The sequence below is a fragment of the Gammaproteobacteria bacterium genome (genome assembly GCA_034522055.1).
Lineage (GTDB): Bacteria > Pseudomonadota > Gammaproteobacteria > JAABTG01 > JAABTG01 > JAABTG01.
In genome coordinates, this window is record JAXHLS010000002.1 from 394,277 (window position 1) to 408,431 (window position 14,155).

The window sequence follows — 14,155 nt, forward strand, 5'->3', positions numbered from 1 at the left end:
ATATAATGCCCGCTTTGCGCGTCCCGCCCGCCGGTCCCCGGGGGCGTCATTCCCCACCCCGGAGTCCTGTTCCCATGCCTAAACCACCCTTGCTGCCGCCCCAACGCGACAAGGAACTGCGCGCGCGGGTACGCCTGTTCGGCAATCTGCTGGGCGAGGTACTGGCGGAACAGACGGGCGACCATGTGCTGAAGGCGGTGGAGACCCTGCGCCGCGGCTACATCCGCCTGCGAATCAGAGAGGACGAAGCCCTGCGGGAGCGCCTCGCCGACCTCATCGACGGCCTCGACACCGACGACCTCAACCACGTGATCCGCGCCTTCAACATCTATTTCAGCCTGGTGAACATCGCCGAGGAGGCCTTCCTGCACCGCGAGCGGCGCCGCAACGTGCGCGCCGGCGGCCCCCTGTGGCGCGGTTCCTTCGACCATACCATGCGCGACTTCGCCGCCGGCGGCCTGGATATCGAACAGGTCAACACCCTGCTGGCGCGCGTGATCTACATGCCGGTGTTCACCGCCCATCCCACGGAGTCCAAGCGCCTGGCGGTAAAGCACCTGCTGCGGGCCATCTTCGTCACCGCCGACAAGCTGGACGGCCGCCGCCTCGGCAAGCTAGAGCGCGAGGAGGTGATGAACGACCTGCGCGACCTCATCCAGGTGCTGTGGAAGACCGACGAGGTGCGGGTGGTGAAGCCCACGGTGGAGGACGAGATCCGCATCGGGCTGTTCTATTTCCGGGAGTGCCTGTTCCGCGCCGTACCCCGGGTCTACCGCTACATGGAGCGGGCCATCTCCCGCACCTACGGCGACGTGGCATTCAAGGTGCCCAGCCTGCTGCGCTTCGGCTCGTGGATCGGCGGCGACCGCGACGGCAACCCCTTCGTGCGGCCCGAGACCACCGAGTTCGCCGTGCGCATGCACAAGCGGGAGGTCCTGTGCGAGTACCTGCGGCGGGTGAAGGAGCTGCGCAGCCGACTCACCTTCTCCAGCCGCCTGGTGACCCCGAGCGCCGCCTTCACGGAGAAGCTGCAGCAGGAACTCACGGCGTGCCCGGAGATCATGGGCAAGCGGCCGGCACGGTTCAGCCATGAGCCCTACCGGCGCAAGCTACTCATCATGGAGAACCGCCTGCGCGACAACCTGCGGCTGGTGAACAAACTCATCGACGACCCCGACAACGCCCGGCCCGAGGACTACCCCTGCCGCTACGACAATGAGCAGGAGTTCATCGCCGACCTGCGGCTCATCCACGAGTCCATCGCCTCCCACGGTGACGCCCGCATCGCCGACGGCGGGCTGTTGGACCTCATCCGCATGGCGGAGACCTTCGGCTTCTTCATGCAGAACCTAGACATCCGCCAGGAATCCACCCGCCACACCGCGGCGGTGGACGAGATTCTGGGCGAAATCGGCGTCACCGCGGGCTACCGGGACCTCGACGAGGACGAGCGCATCGCCCTGCTGTGCCGGCTCCTGGAGGAGCCCCCCCTGGCCATGCCGCGAGGGGAGCTGAGCGCCGATACCGCGGACACCCTCAAGGTGCTGGAGGTGATGGGCAAGCTGCGCGCGGAGGTGAGCCCCGAGGCCCTGGGTACCTACGTGATCTCCATGACCCACAGCGCCAGCCATATCCTCGAACTCATGTGGCTGGCCTCCCTGGGCGGCCTCGCCGGGCGCCGCGACGGCGCCTGGTACTGCGACATCCGCATCAGCCCCCTGTTCGAGACCATCGACGACCTGGGTCGCGTCGAGCAGGTGATGAGCACGCTCCTGGAGCAACCCATCTACCGCCGGTTGCTCCAGGCCTCGGGTAATCTCCAGGAGGTGATGCTGGGCTATTCGGACTCGTGCAAGGACGGCGGCATCCTGGCCTCGGCCTGGAACCTCTACGAGGCCCAGCGCAAGATCATCGCCATCGCCGAGGGCCACGGTATCGAGTGCCGGCTGTTCCACGGCCGCGGCGGCACCCTGGGCCGCGGCGGCGGCCCCACCCACGAGGCCATCCTCGCCCAACCCGCCGGCACCGTGCATGGCCAGATCAAGTTCACCGAGCAGGGTGAGGTACTGTCCTACAAGTACAGCAACGAAGAGACCGCGGTGTACGAGCTGTCCATGGGCATCACCGGGCTTCTCAAGGCGAGCCGCGGCGTGGTGCAGGGCAACACCGAGGACTGCGAGGAGTACCACCGCATCATGGCCGGCCTGGCCCGCACCGGCGAAGAGGCCTACCGCAACCTCATCGACCGCACCGAGGGGCTGCTGGACTACTTCTACGAGGCCACGCCGGTATCGGAGATCGGCCTGCTCAACATCGGTTCCCGCCCCAGCCACCGCCAAAAACAGGACCGATCCAAGGCCTCCATCCGCGCCATCCCCTGGGTCTTCGGCTGGGCCCAGTCCCGCCACACCCTGCCGGCCTGGTTCGGCATCGGCAACGCCCTCACGGATTTCGCGGCCGCAGACGGCGGCAACCTGGAGGAGCTGCGCCGCATGTATCGCCACTGGCCCTTCTTCCGCGCCCTGCTGTCCAACACCCAGATGTCCCTGACCAAGGCCGAGATGAGGATAGCCGGCGAGTACGCCTCCCTGGCCGAGGACCAGTCGATGGCCGGGCGGGTCTACGGCGCCATCCGCGAGGAGCACGACCGCACCCTGGAGATGGTGCTGAAGGTGGCGGATATCGACTGCCTGCTGGAGGAGACCCCCACCCTGGCCCTGTCCCTGTTCCGCCGCGACCCCTACCTGGATCCCCTCAACCACATCCAGATCACCCTGCTACGCCGCGCCCGCGACCCCGATATCAGCGACGAGGAACGAGAGCAGTGGATGGAACCGCTGTTGCGGTCCATCAATGCCATTGCGTCGGGGATGAGGAATACGGGGTGAGGAGATAGTGAATGGTGAATACAGTGAATGGTGAATAGTGAATGGTGCAGCGGGTCCACTAACAGACTGCGCAGGTAGTCGCTTGTAGAATGGCCGCGCTGTTCAGGTACACCCAGGTATATCGCTAATCTTCACCGTCGCCTAACCATTCACTATTCACTATTCACTATTCACTTAGAACGGCCGCGCTGTTCAGATGCACCCAGGTATATCGCTAATCTTCGCCGCCGCCTAACCATTCACTATTCACCATTCCCCAACACCCGGGCCGCCGCTAGTCGCGGACCGCCGCCGGTGCCTACGCCCTGGCCCGAACTACCCAGAACACCCCCGCGTCCACTCCGGCCACTCGTACCCGGGTGCCGCCGGGGATGGCGCCGGCGGCGAGTTCCGGGTCGGGGCGCACCTCCCAGGTGATACCCGAGTAGGAGACGCTGGAGGGGCGGGTGGTGTCGATGTCGCCGGGCAGGGTGAACTCGTAACCGATGAGGTCGCTGGTGCGGTCGCGCCCGGGCGCGGCTCGGCCGTGCTGGAGGCGCATCAGGGGCCGCCACAGCACCGCGGTGCTGACGGCCGCCAGGATGCCGAAGCCGGCGATGCCGGCAGTCCAGGTCTCGGGCAGCACACCGGCCATCATCAGGATACCGGTGAGCAGGGCCCCGATGGCGCCGAACAGCAGCACGCCGGAGGCCAGCCCCAGCACCAGGGTCTCGATGGCCACCAGGGCGAAGCCCACGAAGATCCAGAACTCGGCCTGGTGGGCGTCGATGTAGCCGACCACCGGTAGCATCTCAGGCCCCGCCGGTCCTGGCCCTGAGGGTATCGGCAATGGCCATGACGCCGGCCACCAGGGAGCCCGCCTCGGTCTGCTGGTCGGGCATGAGTACCACGGTGGACTCCCGGGCGATGGCCTGCTTGGCCTTGATGGCGTCGCCGGCCAGTTCGTACTGGATGGCCTTCTGGCCGGCCTCGGTATTGGCCGCCTCGCCCACCTTGCGGATGGCCTCGGCATTGGCCTCGGCCACGGCGGTGATGGCCCGCGCCTCGCCCTCGGCCCTGAGGATCTGCTGTTCCTTGTCGGCCTCGGCCGCCAGTACCACCGCCTGCTTCTCACCCTCGGCGACGTTGATCTGGGACTGGCGATGGCCCTCGGATTCGAGGATGGTGGCGCGCTTCTCGCGCTCGGCCTTCATCTGGCGTTCCATGGCCTCCAGCACGCTGCGGGGCGGATTGATGTCCTTGATCTCGTAACGCAACACCTGGATCCCCCAGGGCTGGGCCGCCTCGTTGATGGAGGACACGATGGCGGCGTTCAGGGTGTCCCGCTCCTCGAAGGTCTTGTCCAGCTCCATCTTGCCGATCTCGGAGCGCATGGTGGTCTGGGCCAGCTGGCCCACCGCGAAGTGGTAGTCCTCCACGCCGTAGCAGGCCTTGTAGGAATCGATGACCTTGAGGTAAAGCACGCCGTCCACGGTGAGCGAGATGTTGTCCCGGGTGATGGCCGCCTGACTGGCCACATCGATGGCCTGCTCCTTGAGGGTGCGGCGGTAGGCCACCCGGTCGATGACGGGCACCACGAAGTTGAGCCCCGCGGTCATGGTCTTCAAGTACTTGCCGAAGCGTTCCACCACGAAGGTGGTGTTGTGGGGCACGAACTTGACGCTCGACTTCAGGATCACGAGGGCGACGACGGCGAGCCCGGTCCAGAAGTTGAATATCAGGCCCATGAGACCGGTCATTGGATCGCCCATAGGTGTTTTCCTCTCGTTGAGTTGCCCGCGGCGGGCCCCTGCCCGCAGCAATGCGCATTATGGCGCGCCGGCGCCCCGGCGTCTCGCGCGGCCGTGCCGGCTGCTCCCACCCGGGTCCTTGACTCCGGCATGAAACCCCACTGTTACGGGGTGGAATTTTTCAAAAGCCCGACAGGTCTACTCAAGTATGATGGCTACCTGGCGCGAAGACGATGAAGACCATCCTGTCCTGGCTGGGTCGGCGCACAACGGACTGGCTGACCGGAGAGAACGCGAGGCCCGCTGTCCCGCTGTGCGACTTCAAACGCCTGCGCTTCGAACTGCGCCCCGCCGATGTGTTGCTGGTGGAGGGGCGCAGCCGCGTGGGCGATGTCATCAAGCTCATCACCCAGAGTCCCTGGAGCCACGCGGCCCTCTATATCGGCCGCCTGTTCGACATCCGTGACGAGGCCCTGCGGGAGCGGGTGCGGCAATGCTACCGCGGCGATCCCCGGGAGCAAACGCCATTATCTGCCGCGCCTGGCGACGGGTGAGGAGATACCGTGCTTCGCCCTCACCGGCCCCGAGGCCGGCAGCGATGCCTCCGCCATCCCCGACACGGGCGTGGTGTGCCGCGGCGAGTGGCAGGGCCGCGAGGTGCTCGGGGTGCGCATCGACTGGGACAAGCGCTACATCACCCTGGCCCCGGTGGCCAGCATCATCGGGCTGGCCTTCAGGCTCCGGGACCCCGACCACCTGCTGGGAGAACGGGAGGACATCGGCATCACCGTGGCCCTCATCCCCCGCCACCTGCCGGGGATCACCATCGGCCGGCGCCACATCACCCTGGGGATCCCGTTCCAGAACGGTCCCATCAGCGGCCGCGGAGTGTTCGTGCCCCTGGAGCAGATCATCGGCGGCCGCACCGGCGCCGGCCACGGCTGGGCCATGCTCATGGAATGCCTGGCCGAGGGCCGCGGCATCTCCCTGCCGGCCCTGGCGGTGGGGGCGGCCAAGACGGCGAGCCGCTACACCGGGGCCTACGCCGCGGTACGCCGCCAGTTCGGCACCCCCATCGGCCATTTCGAGGGGGTGGAGGAGATCCTGGCCCGCATCGGCGGCCTCACCTATCAGATGGACGCCGCGCGCCTGCTGTGCCTCACCGGCCTCGACCTGGGCGAGCAACCGGCCGTGATCTCGGCCATCGTCAAGCTCCACCTCACGGAGGGCTACCGCCGCATCATCAATGACGCCATGGACATCCAGGGCGGCAGCGGCATCTGCCCCGGCCCCGGCAACCTCTTCGGCCGCGCCTACCAGGCCATCCCCATCGCCATCACCGTGGAGGGCGCCAATGTCCTGACCCGCAACATGATCGTCTTCGGCCAGGGCGCCATCCGCTGCCATCCCTGGGTGCTGGAGGAACTGGAAGCGGTCCATGATGCGGACAAGGCAAGGGGCCTCGCACGCTTCGACCGCGCGCTGGCCGGCCATGTGGCCTTCCTGCTCGGCAACCTCGCCCGCACTCTGTTTCTCGGCCTCGGCGACGGGCGCCTGTCGGCGGCACCGCCCCACCCCGCCACGCGGCGCCATTATCAGCACTTGAACCGCATCAGCGCCGCCTTCGCCCTGTGCGCCGACGCCACCATGATGACTCTCGGCGGCACCCTGAAGCGCCGTGAGCGCCTGTCGGCCCGCCTCGGCGACGTGCTGAGCGAGCTGGTGCTGGCCTCGGCGGTGCTCAAGCGCTTCGAGGACGACGGCCGCCCGGCGGCCGATCTGCCCCTGGTGCACTGGTGCTGCGAGCGCGGCCTGTACCGCATGCAGGAGGCCCTGCGGGCCCAGCTTGGCGCCATCCCGTTGCGGCCCCTGGGCTGGCTGCTGCGCCTGCTGGTCTTCCCCACCGGCTGTCACTACGGCCCGCCCGACGACCGCCTGGACCACGAGGTGGCCCGCCTGCTGCTCGCGCCGTCCGCCACCCGCGACCGCCTCACCGCCGGCATCTTCACCACCACCGATCCGAGCCTGCGCCAGGGCCAGTTGGAGCGCGCCTTGCTCCAGACCCGGCGCACGGCGCCACTGGAGAAGACCCTGCGGGACCTCCAGCGCAACGGTGTGGTGACCGCATCCGGCCCCGTGGAGCAGGCCCGCCAGGCCCGTGCCCGGGGCTTCATCACGGCCCGCGAGTGCAGCGAGCTGGAGCGCATGTTCCGGTGGCGCGCCGAGGTCGTCGCCGTGGACCACTTCGAGGACTACGGCCACCGCTGGGCCCTGACGGCCGATGGCCGCGAGCCGGCCGCCACCGCCGCGCCCCACGCCGCCTGAGGCGGCGCCGGACCCGGCCTGCGACGAGGAGGAACCGTCATGAACCGACCCATGCAGACCCCCGCCGGGCGCGATGTCTACGTGGTGGACGGCAGCCGCACGCCATTCCTCAAGAGCCGCGGCACCCCCGGCCCCTTCGCCGCCGCCGACCTGGCCCACCATGCCGGGCGCGCCCTCTTCACCCGCCTCGACCTCGACCCACAGGCGGTGGACGAGGTGATACTGGGCTGTGTCTCGCCCGGCCCCGACGAGGCCAACATCGCCCGCGTGGTGGCCCTGCGCCTGGGCTGCGGCCATGACGTGCCCGCCATGACGGTGCAGCGCAACTGCGCCTCGGGGATGCAGGCCCTGGCCAGCGCCGCCGACCATATCGCCGCCGGCGCCGCCCACCTGGTGCTGGCGGGGGGTACCGAGGCCATGAGCCGCCATCCCCTGCTGGTGGCCGAGGCGATGCAGCACTGGCTCGCCCTGTGGGGACGCGCCCGCGGCGTGGCGGCGCGGGGCCGGCTGCTGGCACGCCTGCGGGCCGGCCATTTCAAACCGGTGATCGCCCTGCTGCGCGGCCTCACGGATCCGGTCTACGGCCTCTCCATGGGCCAGACGGCCGAGCAGTTGGCGGCCGATTTCGACATCGGTCGCGAGGCCATGGACGCCTTCGCCGCCGCCAGCCACCGGCGCCTGGCCGCGGCCATGGACGCCGGCCACCTGACGGAAGTGGAGCCCCTGTTCGATGGCGCCGGCACGTTCTATGACGCCGACACCGGGCTGCGGCGGGACACCACCCCCGAGGGCCTGGCGCGCCTCGCCCCGGTCTTCGACCGCCCCTTCGGCCATGTCACCGCCGGCAACAGCGCCCAGGTGACGGACGGCGCCGCCCTGGCACTGTTGGCCTCCGGGGAGGCGGTGGCACGCCACCGGCTGCCGGTGCTGGGGCGCATCGCCGATATCCAGTGGGCGGCCCTGGACCCGCGGCGCATGGGCCTCGGCCCGGTGCACGCCATGGCCCCCATCATGGAACGCCAGGGTCTCGCCAGCGCCGACGTGGATTACTGGGAGATCAACGAGGCCTTCGCCGCCCAGGTGCTGGCCTGTCTCGCGGCGTGGCGGCACGAGGGCTTCTGCCGCAGCGCCCTGGGGCGGGAGCAGCCTTTCGCGGCCATCGCCGAGACGCGCCTCAACGTCGACGGCGGGGCCATCGGCCTCGGCCACCCGGTGGGGGCGAGCGGCGCGCGCATCGTCCTGCACCTGCTCAAGACCTTGAAACGCACGGGCGCCCGCCGCGGCATGGCGAGCCTGTGCGTAGGTGGCGGCCAGGGCGGCGCCATGCTGGTGGAACGCGTGGAGGATTGACCATGAGCGAGCACTTCCGTCTGACCCACGACGCCGGCCACGTGGCCTGGCTTGCCTTCGATATGGCGGACAGCACCGTCAACGTGCTCTCCGAGGAGTTGCTGCTGGCCTTCGAAGAACAGTTGATAGCGGTGGCCCAGGGGCATCCCGCCGGCCTCGTGCTCACCTCGGCCAAGCCCGGCGGCTTCATCGCCGGGGCCGATATCAAGCGGTTCGAACGGCCACCGGCGGACGACCAAGCGGAGCGGCTCATCCTGCGGGTACACGAGATCCTCCAGCGTCTGGAGGCCCTGGCCTTCCCCACCGTAGCCCTCATCGACGGCCACTGCCTGGGGGGCGGCCTGGAGCTGGCCCTGGCCTGCGATTACCGCATCGCCTCCACCGAGGCCCACACCCGCCTCGGCTTCCCGGAGGTGCGCCTGGGGATCTTCCCGGGCTTCGGCGGCACCGTGCGCGCCACCCGCACCATGGGCCACCTGCGGGCCCTGGAGCAGATGCTGGGTGGCGCCACCGTGGATGCCCGGCGCGCCGCCACGCTGGGCCTGGTGGACCACGCCCTGCCGCCCCGCCAGTTGGCCAACGCCGCCCGCCGCCTCATCGCCATCCGCCCGTCCCGCCACCAGCCGTCACTCCTGCAGCGCCTGGCGGGCCTGGCACCGGCGCGCTGGTTGCTCACCCCCGTACTGCGCCGCGGCCTCGCCCGCCGGGTGCCGGAGCACCACTACCCCGCCCCCTACGCCCTGCTGCACCACTGGCAACACCATGGCGGGCGCAGGCAGGAGATGTACGCCAACGAGGCGCGGGCGGTGCCGGCGCTGCTGCGCGGCGACACCGCCCGCAACCTCATCCGGGTGTTCCGGCTCAAGGAGCGCCTCAAGGGCCTCGCGGGCGGTGGCGCCTTCCAGCCCCGCCGGGTGCATGTCATGGGGGCCGGTGCCATGGGAGGTGACATCGCCGCCTGGTGTGCCATGGAGGGCCTCATGACCACCCTGCACGACCCCCGCAGCGAGGCCATCGGCGCCGCCCTGGCGCGCGGGCATGACCTGTTCCGGGGCCGCCTCAAGGACCCTTATCGGGTGCGGGCCGCCGCCGACCGCCTCATGCCCGATCCCCGCAATCACGGCCTCGCCGGGGCCGACGTGGTGATCGAGGCCATCGTCGAGGACGCCACTGCCAAGCGGGCCCTCTACGCCGAGGCGGAACGCGCCATGGCCCCCACGGCCCTGCTGGCCACCAATACCTCCAGCCTGCCCCTGGAGGCCCTGGGCCGCGACCTCGAGCGGCCCGGCCGCCTGGTGGGACTGCATTTCTTCAACCCGGTCAGTCGCATGGAGTTGGTGGAGGTGGTCACCGGGGAGGCCACGGAGCAAGCGGCCGTGGACCAGGCCCTGGCCTTCACCCGCTGCATCCACAAGCTGCCCCTGCCGGTGGCCGCCACGCCGGGCTTCCTGGTGAACCGCGTGCTCATGCCCTACCTGCTGGAGGCCATGGCGCTGCTGGAGGAAGGCGCCAACGCCCCACGCATCGACGCCGCGGCCCGCCACTTCGGCATGCCCGTGGGCCCGGTGGAACTGGCGGATCGGGTGGGGCTGGACATCTGCCTCAGGGTGGCCGAGGAGCTTGCCCCGCTGCTCGATGCCGATGTGCCCACCCTGTTGCGCCGCCATGTGGAAGCCGGCCGGCTGGGCAGGAAGTCCGGCCACGGCTTCTATGGCTGGCGCCACGGCCGGGCGGTCAGCCACCGGGCGCGCCACGGTGCCGAGGACGAACTGGCGGATCGCCTCATCCTCCCCCTCATCAACGAGGCGGTGGCCTGCCTGCGCCAGGGGGTGGTGGCGGACGCCGATCTGCTGGACGCGGGACTGGTGTTCGGCGCCGGCTTCGCACCCTTTCGCGGCGGCCCCATGGCCTACGCCCGGGAACGGGGGACGGGACGGGTGCAGGCCCGGCTGCGGCAACTGGAGACCCGCCACGGCAGACACTTCCACGCCGATTCCGGCTGGGCCGCGGTGGGCTGAGGAGGTGCTGTCATGAAAAGCGCGCACAATCCGGCGGCCATCCCCATCGCCGAGGCCCCCACCCTCAACGCGATATTCCGGGAACGGGTGAACCGCACCCCCGAGGCCACCGCCTACATCCAGTATGACGAGGCCGGCGGCCGCTGGCGCTCCCACAGCTGGCAGGAGACGGCCCTCCAGGTGGCCCGCTGGCAGGCCGTCCTGGCCGCGGCAGGGCTGGAGAAGGGTGACCGGGTGGCCATCCTGTGCCGCAACGGCTGGCAGTGGGTGATCGTGGACCAGGCCGTGCTGGGCCTCGGCCTGGTGCTGGTGCCCCTGTATGCCGATGACCGACCGGACAACATCGCCCGCATCCTCGCCGATTCCGGCACCCGCCTGCTGGTGGTGGAGCGGGAGGCGGCGTGGCGCGACCTGCAGGCCCTGAACATGCCCCTGCCCGGGCTGCAACGGGTGGTCACCCTGGGCCCCTGCCGAGGCGGCGACGCCGAGTCCGTGGCGGCGGCGGCCTGGCTGCCCGCGGTGGGCACCATCGCCCTGGACGTGGAGGTCCGTCCCGGCGACCTCGCCACCATCGTCTACACCTCGGGCACCACCGGCCGGCCCAAGGGGGTGATGCTCAGCCACTACAACATCGTGTGGAACATCCATGCCTGTCTGCAACTGTTCGAGGTGGGGCCGTCGGACCGGCTGCTCTCCTTCCTGCCCCTGTCCCACACCTTCGAGCGCACCGTGGGCTATTACCTGCCCATGGTGGCCGGACCGGCGGTGGCCTACAACCGCGGCATCCCCCAACTCGCCGAGGACCTGGCCGCCATCCGCCCCACTATTCTCATCTCGGTGCCGCGGATCTTCGAGCGCGTCTACGCCCGGGTGATGGACGGCCTGAGACAGGCGCCGGCCGTCAAGCGGCGCTTGTTCCACCGTGCGGTGGCCACGGGCTGGCGCCGCTACCGCCACCGCCAGGACCAGATCCCCTGGTCGCCACAGCTGCTCATGGCCCCCCTGCTGGACCGCCTGGTGGGACGCAGGATAAGGGAGCGCCTGGGCGGGCGGCTGCGTTTCTCGGTATGCGGCGGCGCTCCCCTCAACCCGGAGGTGGCCAAGACCTTCATCGGTCTCGGCGTCCCCATCGTCCAGGGCTATGGACTCACCGAGACCAGCCCCGTCATCTCGGTGAACCTGCTGTACCGCAACATCCCGGAGAGCGTGGGGCCACCCCTACCGGGGGTGGAGACCCGGCTCACGACGGACAACGAGCTGCTGGTGCGCAGTCCCGCCGTGATGCAGGGCTACTGGAACGATGCCACGGCCAGCGCCCGCATCCTGGACGGCGACGGCTGGCTGCACACCGGCGACCGGGCCGAGATCGATGCCGCGGGCCATATCCATATCACCGGCCGCTTCAAGGACATCATCATGCTCTCCAACGGCGAGAAGATCCCGCCGGCGGAGCTGGAGAACGCCATCTGCCTGGACCGCCTCATCGACCAGGTATTGCTGGTGGGTGAGGGGCGCCCCTACCTGGCGGCCCTGGTGGTGCCCAACCGCGAGGAGTTCGGCCAGCTCCTCAAGGCCATGGACCTCGACCCGGCGAGCGAGTCGGCGTGCCGTGACAACCGGGTATGCCGGGCGGTGCTGGACCATGTGGAGCGCCAGCTCCGTGCCTTCCCCGGCTACGCCCAGATCCGCCGCCTGGCCCTGGTGGCCGAGCCGTGGACCCCGGAGAACGGCCTCATGACCCCCACCCTCAAGCTCAAACGGGGCGCCATCCTGAAAAAACACGCCGATCTCACCGCCGGCCTCTACGCGGGGCATTGAGGGCGCCGGGACGACGCCCCCAGGTTATCAGCGAGGGCCAATACTGAGGGCCATCATGGGCGAGGCGCGTGCTGCGCCTCCAGGGCCAGCAGCCGCTCCTTGGCGGAGACACCGCCGCCGTAGCCCCCCACTTCGCCGGTGGCCCGGATGACGCGGTGACAGGGGATGAAGATGCTCAGGGGGTTACGGGCGTTGGCCGTGCCCACGGCCCGCGCGGCACCCGGCCTGCCCACCGCCGCCGCCAGCTCGCGGTAGCTCCAGGTGGCACCGTAGGGAATGGTGGTCAGGGCCTGCCACACCGCCTCCTGGAAGGGCGTGCCCCGGGGCCGCAGGGGTATGTCGAATACGCTCCGGCGGCCCGCCAGGTACTCCGACAGTTGGCCGGCGGCCCGCTCCAGGGTGGACGTGGGCGCGGTGGCATCCCCGTCCTCTCCGCTCCACAGGCAGGCGGTGAGGAAACCGCCCTCCTCCTCCAAGCGCAAGGGGCCCAACGAGGTCAAAAACACCATGACGTGCATATTGCGCGCTCCGCGGATGCGACTCTGCGACAGTGTACTTGACTCTTGCCTTATGCCGGAGTGCGCCGCGCTCCATCAGCCTACGCGCTGAAAAAGGAAACCACGAAATACGCGAAATAACGTGAAAAAGACGTGTCAGGGGTGTAGGGCGGAACAAGCGCAGCGGTTCCGCCGTTACAGCGGAAATGGCATCGCCCCACCCGGGGCCCGATGCGCCTGAGCCGAATGATCTTTCGCGGTATTTCGCGTCTTTCGTGGTTAATCTTCACGCAGGGCAGGTCGAACCCATGGGCGCGGCGGCCGCGAGCGCCGGAACCGGGGAAGGATTGGTATACTCCGAACAGGCAACAGACCACCACCCGCCGCCGGCGGGGGACCCGGTTTAAGGAGACCCATCATGGCAGCGGCCGAGGACAGACAAACCCGCAACGGCGGCCTCGCCCGCGGCGGCCTCATCGGCATCCTCCTGGTGGCCGCCGCCGGAGCCTTCCTGGGCATGGGCCTGTTCATGTTCAACATGGGCAACGACATGAGCACCATGACCGGCGCCGTGACCCAGATGGGCCGCGATGTCGGCAGCATGGCGCGGGACATGGGAGAGATGACCGGGCGCATGCAGGTCATGGCCGACAGCATGGTGGAGGGCCAAGCCGGCATGTCCGATGACCTGCACCAGGTCAGGCTCGGCATGGAACGCATGGCCGGCAACATGCACACCATGAGCCGGGACATGCACCAGTTGAACGGCAACATCGCCGGCATGAGCGGCAACATCGGCACCATGACCGAGAACATCGCTACCATGAACGCCAACATGGCCCAGATGAACCAGTCCATGGCCAGCATGAACGCCTCCATGGGCCGGATGGGCTACGACATCAACAAGTTCACCCGCCCCGAGAGCCTGATGCCCTTCATGCGCTGAGCCCGCCGGCCGGATGTCGGGATGAATCCCGACCCACAACCGTGCCCCGGGAACAGGCGATTGTCTTGAACCTGTAGCCGGGCGTCGGCCCGACAGGCTCGATCATGGCGGTTCGCCGTAAAACCTGACGGCGTCCAGCCGTTCCGAGGCCATGAATTCGGCCTCCCGGCGGGCGTGGTAGGCGTCCACCAGGGCGGCGACCTCGGGGTCCTCCCGGCTGGCCAGGGACTCTCCGGCGCAGAAGTGGACACGGCAGTCGATGGGGCGCACCGCGTAGATGCCGCAACGGCCGTCCGCGCCGAGAAACTTGCAGGCCCCGGGACCGGCGGCATGGAAGGGGAACGGCCCCCGGGCGGCGAGATGGCGGTTGATGGCGCCGACCTCGGATGCCGTCACACTGGGCTCACCGCCCGGCAGGGAGGGCCAGCAACAGCTGGCATCGCAACCCCGGAGTTGGCCACAGGCCATGGCGGCCCTCTCCTGAACCTCGGCCAAACGTTCGAACAATTCATCCAGACTCATTTCATCCCCGGCTCGTCGGCAGAATTCGTGGGTGTGGTATCTGTAGGTCGGCTGCTCTTGG

Annotated in this window: 11 protein-coding genes; 7 read left to right on the forward strand and 4 right to left on the reverse strand. The window is 69.2% G+C overall.

Going from position 1 to position 14,155, the window contains the following annotated elements; genetic code table 11:
* Positions 1–74: 74 nt before the first annotated feature.
* Positions 75–2,888: a phosphoenolpyruvate carboxylase gene (gene ppc, locus U5S82_01915; protein ID MDZ7750423.1), complete on the forward strand. Its 2,814-nt coding sequence runs from the start codon at positions 75–77 to the stop codon at positions 2,886–2,888.
* Positions 2,889–3,186: 298 nt separating this feature from the next.
* Here the strand turns inward: ppc and U5S82_01920 are convergent, their stop codons facing one another.
* Together U5S82_01920 and U5S82_01925 are read right to left on the reverse strand one after the other, a co-directional pair.
* Complete coding sequence (locus U5S82_01920; protein ID MDZ7750424.1) at positions 3,187–3,678, reverse strand: NfeD family protein; 492 nt, start codon at positions 3,676–3,678, stop codon at positions 3,187–3,189.
* 1 nt (position 3,679) lies between these two features.
* Complete coding sequence (locus U5S82_01925; protein MDZ7750425.1) at positions 3,680–4,627, reverse strand: SPFH domain-containing protein; 948 nt, start codon at positions 4,625–4,627, stop codon at positions 3,680–3,682.
* Between the two features lie 224 nt (positions 4,628–4,851).
* Here U5S82_01925 and U5S82_01930 point away from each other — a divergent pair, with 224 nt between their 5' ends.
* The 5 genes from U5S82_01930 to U5S82_01950 are packed head-to-tail and all read left to right on the forward strand — an operon-like array spanning position 4,852 to position 12,129.
* Positions 4,852–5,172 carry a hypothetical protein gene (locus tag U5S82_01930; protein ID MDZ7750426.1) on the forward strand — a complete coding sequence of 107 codons (321 nt, stop codon included), beginning with the start codon at positions 4,852–4,854 and terminating at the stop codon, positions 5,170–5,172.
* The gene (locus tag U5S82_01935) at positions 5,081–6,943 is read left to right on the forward strand and encodes an acyl-CoA dehydrogenase (protein MDZ7750427.1); all 1,863 of its coding nucleotides are present in this window, start codon (positions 5,081–5,083) and stop codon (positions 6,941–6,943) included. The genes U5S82_01930 and U5S82_01935 overlap by 92 nt, the downstream gene beginning before the upstream one ends.
* A gap of 39 nt (positions 6,944–6,982) precedes the next feature.
* A complete protein-coding gene (locus tag U5S82_01940) occupies positions 6,983–8,293 on the forward strand; it encodes an acetyl-CoA C-acetyltransferase (protein MDZ7750428.1) in 1,311 nt (436 codons plus the stop codon).
* A 2-nt stretch (positions 8,294–8,295) separates the two neighbouring features.
* Positions 8,296–10,311, forward strand: coding sequence for a 3-hydroxyacyl-CoA dehydrogenase NAD-binding domain-containing protein (locus U5S82_01945; protein MDZ7750429.1), 2,016 nt, complete (start codon positions 8,296–8,298; stop codon positions 10,309–10,311).
* Between the two features lie 12 nt (positions 10,312–10,323).
* Complete coding sequence (locus U5S82_01950; GenBank protein ID MDZ7750430.1) at positions 10,324–12,129, forward strand: long-chain fatty acid--CoA ligase; 1,806 nt, start codon at positions 10,324–10,326, stop codon at positions 12,127–12,129.
* 53 nt (positions 12,130–12,182) lie between these two features.
* Here the strand turns inward: U5S82_01950 and U5S82_01955 are convergent, their stop codons facing one another.
* Positions 12,183–12,647: a methylated-DNA--[protein]-cysteine S-methyltransferase gene (locus U5S82_01955; protein MDZ7750431.1), complete on the reverse strand. Its 465-nt coding sequence runs from the start codon at positions 12,645–12,647 to the stop codon at positions 12,183–12,185.
* A 397-nt stretch (positions 12,648–13,044) separates the two neighbouring features.
* Here U5S82_01955 and U5S82_01960 point away from each other — a divergent pair, with 397 nt between their 5' ends.
* On the forward strand, positions 13,045–13,572 hold the full coding sequence (locus U5S82_01960; protein MDZ7750432.1) for an LPXTG cell wall surface anchor family - like protein: 528 nt from the start codon (positions 13,045–13,047) through the stop codon (positions 13,570–13,572).
* A 102-nt stretch (positions 13,573–13,674) separates the two neighbouring features.
* On the opposite strand, the gene U5S82_01965 is transcribed toward U5S82_01960, so the two are convergent.
* Positions 13,675–14,094 (reverse strand): YkgJ family cysteine cluster protein, encoded by a 420-nt coding sequence (locus U5S82_01965; protein MDZ7750433.1) that lies wholly within the window; start codon positions 14,092–14,094, stop codon positions 13,675–13,677.
* Positions 14,095–14,155: the final 61 nt, after the last annotated feature.

Coding starts and splice junctions, on each gene's coding strand:
- U5S82_01920 (MDZ7750424.1), bottom strand. CDS start 3,678: ATGCTACCGGTGGTCGGCTACATCGACGCCCACCAGGCCGAGTTCTGG.
- U5S82_01930 (MDZ7750426.1), top strand. CDS start 4,852: ATGAAGACCATCCTGTCCTGGCTGGGTCGGCGCACAACGGACTGGCTG.
- U5S82_01965 (MDZ7750433.1), bottom strand. CDS start 14,094: ATGAGTCTGGATGAATTGTTCGAACGTTTGGCCGAGGTTCAGGAGAGG.
- U5S82_01925 (MDZ7750425.1), bottom strand. CDS start 4,627: ATGACCGGTCTCATGGGCCTGATATTCAACTTCTGGACCGGGCTCGCC.
- U5S82_01940 (MDZ7750428.1), top strand. CDS start 6,983: ATGAACCGACCCATGCAGACCCCCGCCGGGCGCGATGTCTACGTGGTG.
- U5S82_01945 (MDZ7750429.1), top strand. CDS start 8,296: ATGAGCGAGCACTTCCGTCTGACCCACGACGCCGGCCACGTGGCCTGG.
- U5S82_01950 (MDZ7750430.1), top strand. CDS start 10,324: ATGAAAAGCGCGCACAATCCGGCGGCCATCCCCATCGCCGAGGCCCCC.
- ppc (MDZ7750423.1), top strand. CDS start 75: ATGCCTAAACCACCCTTGCTGCCGCCCCAACGCGACAAGGAACTGCGC.
- U5S82_01960 (MDZ7750432.1), top strand. CDS start 13,045: ATGGCAGCGGCCGAGGACAGACAAACCCGCAACGGCGGCCTCGCCCGC.
- U5S82_01955 (MDZ7750431.1), bottom strand. CDS start 12,647: ATGCACGTCATGGTGTTTTTGACCTCGTTGGGCCCCTTGCGCTTGGAG.